Origin of the sequence: Mycolicibacter senuensis (genome assembly GCF_003284925.1) — a bacterium.
GTDB classification, from domain to species: domain Bacteria; phylum Actinomycetota; class Actinomycetes; order Mycobacteriales; family Mycobacteriaceae; genus Mycobacterium; species Mycobacterium algericum_A.
This window is the reverse complement of sequence record NZ_QMEX01000241.1, coordinates 1-2,967: the sequence shown is the minus strand read 5'-3', so window position 1 is coordinate 2,967 and position 2,967 is coordinate 1. Positions and strand designations below refer to the sequence as shown.

The 2,967-nt window shown below is 69.0% G+C and carries 3 protein-coding genes and 1 pseudogene; 2 read left to right on the top strand and 2 right to left on the bottom strand.

From position 1 onward, the window contains the following. Both DQP56_RS23500 and DQP56_RS23495 read left to right on the top strand, forming a co-directional pair. Nucleotides 1-314: pseudogene (locus DQP56_RS23500) on the top strand (Na+/H+ antiporter); the annotation flags it as partial. Between the two features lie 42 nt (nucleotides 315-356). Then, on the top strand, nucleotides 357-713 hold the full coding sequence (locus DQP56_RS23495) for a DoxX family protein (RefSeq protein WP_112689462.1): 357 nt from the start codon (nucleotides 357-359) through the stop codon (nucleotides 711-713). Nucleotides 714-759: 46 nt separating this feature from the next. Here DQP56_RS23495 and DQP56_RS23490 read toward each other — a convergent pair whose 3' ends face one another. Together DQP56_RS23490 and DQP56_RS23485 are read right to left on the bottom strand one after the other, a co-directional pair. Beyond that, entirely contained in the window at nucleotides 760-1,398 is a 639-nt protein-coding gene (locus DQP56_RS23490) for a PaaI family thioesterase (protein WP_112689460.1), read from the bottom strand. After that, nucleotides 1,395-2,693: an adenylosuccinate synthase gene (locus tag DQP56_RS23485; RefSeq protein ID WP_112689458.1), complete on the bottom strand. Its 1,299-nt coding sequence runs from the start codon at nucleotides 2,691-2,693 to the stop codon at nucleotides 1,395-1,397. Before DQP56_RS23485 ends, DQP56_RS23490 begins: the two co-directional genes overlap by 4 nt. Between the last annotated feature and the right edge of the window lie 274 nt (nucleotides 2,694-2,967).

Below are 2,967 nucleotides of genomic sequence, written 5' to 3'. Positions count from 1 at the left end.
AAAAGCTGTTGAATTCGGCGTTTGCCGCGGCCAGCGAGCCGTCACCGGCCAGCGAACGCGCCGCCGAGGCGCTGCGCACCTGGAACACCCGGCGTCGCAACGCGGCCCGGGAACGGCTGCGGCGATTGGATCCGGGCAACGATGACAGCGACGAGACCGCCGCCGCCGCATTTCGCCGGCTGCGGCTGGAGATGCTGGCCGCCGAGCGTGCGGCGCTGATCGACGAGCGTGACGTCGGCCGCATCGACGACCAGGTGCTGCGCACCCTGTTGCACGGGCTGGATCTGGAAGAGGCGACGCTCAACCTGGACTGACCGCGCGGGCGGTTCGGGTGGTGCGCGCCTAGAGTCGGTCCCATGAGTGCCCTCACGTCGCCGAAGACCTACACCGGGCTGGCCGCCTTTCAGGCCGCCGACGCCGTGCTCTGCGCCATCCCGGTGCCCTACATCGCCAAGGCGCTCGACACCGTGGAGTGTCCCGAGCAGATCCGCCCGATCCTGCCGATCGTCAAGGTCGCATCGGCGGTCGGCCTGCTGTCGGCGCGCCGCTTCCCGGTGCTGGCCCGGCTGACCACCGCGGCACTGACGCTGTATTTCATCCTCGCGGTGGGCGCCCACATCCGGGTCCGCGACAGCATCCCCAACACGGTTCCCGCCGCGTCATTCCTGGCGCTGTTCGCCGCGATGACCGTCGCGGGTCCGAGCTCAGCTTGACGGCGTCGGCCCCCAGCGCCCGGCTCCGCCGCGCGGGCGATCGACGCTAGGGCTGCCCCGGCAGTAAGCGCACCATCAGTCCCTGCGACTCGGCCAGCAGCGTGCCGTCAGTGTCGGTCAGTTCGGCGCTGATGAAGGCCTTGCGCCCCTCGGCCTTGTCGATCCGGCCGTGAACCACCAGCGGGGTGTCGATCGGGGTGACGTGGCGGTAGTCGACATGCAAGAACGCCGTCCTGCTGATCGGGCGATTCGCGGCATGGACCACCATCCCGAACATCCAGTCGAACAGCAGCGGCAGCACACCGCCGTGCACCGCGGAGTTGCCGCCCACGTGAAAGCGGCTGAATGAGCCCCGCATCGAGACACCGTCGGGTTCGAAGCGGGTGATACGCCACGGCGGCATCAGCAGGCTGCCCATGCCCGGCAGCGACGGTGCCCGCCCGGCCGGGGCCTCCGCCTGCGACACCGGGTACTTCTCCAGCAGCCCCACCAGCGCTTCGGCGCGGTCGGCGGCGTCGTCCCAGGTGACGTCGTCGGGGGCGGTGGACACCGCCAGATCCTGCAGCCGCCGCATCGTGGTGACGAAACGCGCGAAGCCCGGGCTCGGGTCCACGACCGCGAAGTCCGGGAACCCGCCGTGGCTGGCGTAGTCGGGGTCGAGTTCCTCGGGGCCTTCGTCGCTCACGCGTGGTCCCGCACCACGTCACGGCGCACGATGGTCTGCTCCCGGCCCGGACCCACCCCGATGCACGACACCTGCGCTCCGGCGATCTCTTCCAGTCGCGACACGTAGTCACGCGCCTTGGCGGGCAGCTCCTCGAAGGTGCGGGCACCGGAGATGTCCTCCCACCAGCCGGGCAGTTCCTCGTAGACCGGTTCGGCGCGGGCGAATTCCTCCTGGGTCATCGGCAACTCGTCGGTGCGCTTGCCGTCGACGGTGTAGCCGACGCAGACCGGCACGGTCTCCAGCGTGGACAGCACGTCGAGCTTGGTCAGGAAGTAGTCGGTGATGCCGTTGACCCGGGTGGCGTAGCGGGCGATCACCGCATCGAACCAGCCGCACCGCCGTTGCCGACCGGTGGTCACCCCGACCTCGCCGCCGGTCTTGGACAGGTACTCACCGTTGGCGTCGAACAGCTCGGTGGGGAACGGCCCCGAGCCGACCCGGGTGGTGTAGGCCTTCAAGATACCCAGCACCGTGGTGATGCGGGTGGGCCCGACGCCGGAGCCCACGGCCGCGCCGCCGGCGGTGGGGTTGCTCGACGTCACGAACGGGTAGGTGCCGTGGTCGACGTCGAGCATGGTGCCCTGCGAGCCTTCCAGCAGTACGTGCTCGCCGCGGTCCAGCGCGGCGCCCAGCGCCAGCGCGGTGTCGGCGATGCGGTGTTTGAAGCCCTCCGCCTGCACCAGCAGGTCCTCGAGCACCTGCTGCGGCTCCAGCGACCTGCGGTTGTAGATCTTGACCAGTACCTGATTCTTGAACTCCAGGGCGGCCTCGATCTTCTGAGCGAGCGACTCCTCGTCGAGCACATCGGCGACGCGGATCCCGATGCGGGCGATCTTGTCCTGGTAGCAGGGCCCGATGCCACGGCCGGTGGTGCCGATCTTCTTGGAACCCATGTAGCGCTCGGTCACCTTGTCGATGGCGACGTGATAGGGCATCAGCAGGTGCGCGTCGGCGGAGATCAACAGCCGCGAGGTGTCCACGCCGCGCCGCTCCAACCCCGCCAGCTCGTCGAGCAGCACCCCGGGATCGACCACCACACCGTTACCGATGACGTTGGTGACGTGCGGCGTCAGCACCCCCGAGGGGATCAGGTGCAACGCGAAGTTCTCCCCGGTGGGCAGCACCACGGTGTGGCCGGCGTTGTTGCCGCCCTGGTAGCGCACCACCCACTGCACTCGTTCGCCGAGTAGGTCGGTGGCTTTCCCTTTGCCCTCGTCACCCCACTGGGCGCCGATGACGACGATTGCCGGCATGGATTTCTCGCTAACTGTCTTGGCTTACTGTGGTCCAGCCGGGGTCTGAGCCTATCTGAAGTGATTCACGAGGAGCGCGTTGAACACCACTAGCGGCCCTGAAACCGCCGTTCTGCTGTTTGCCGGGCGGTCGTTACCCCGCCCGTTACGGGGGCTTCCGACCGTGCCGGTCAGCGACGACACCGAGCACGCCGTAGCCGCGGCGATCGAACACTTCCGCCGGTTGGTGGTGGTCGGGGATGACCCCGACCTGGCCCGGGTGCTCACCCGGCTG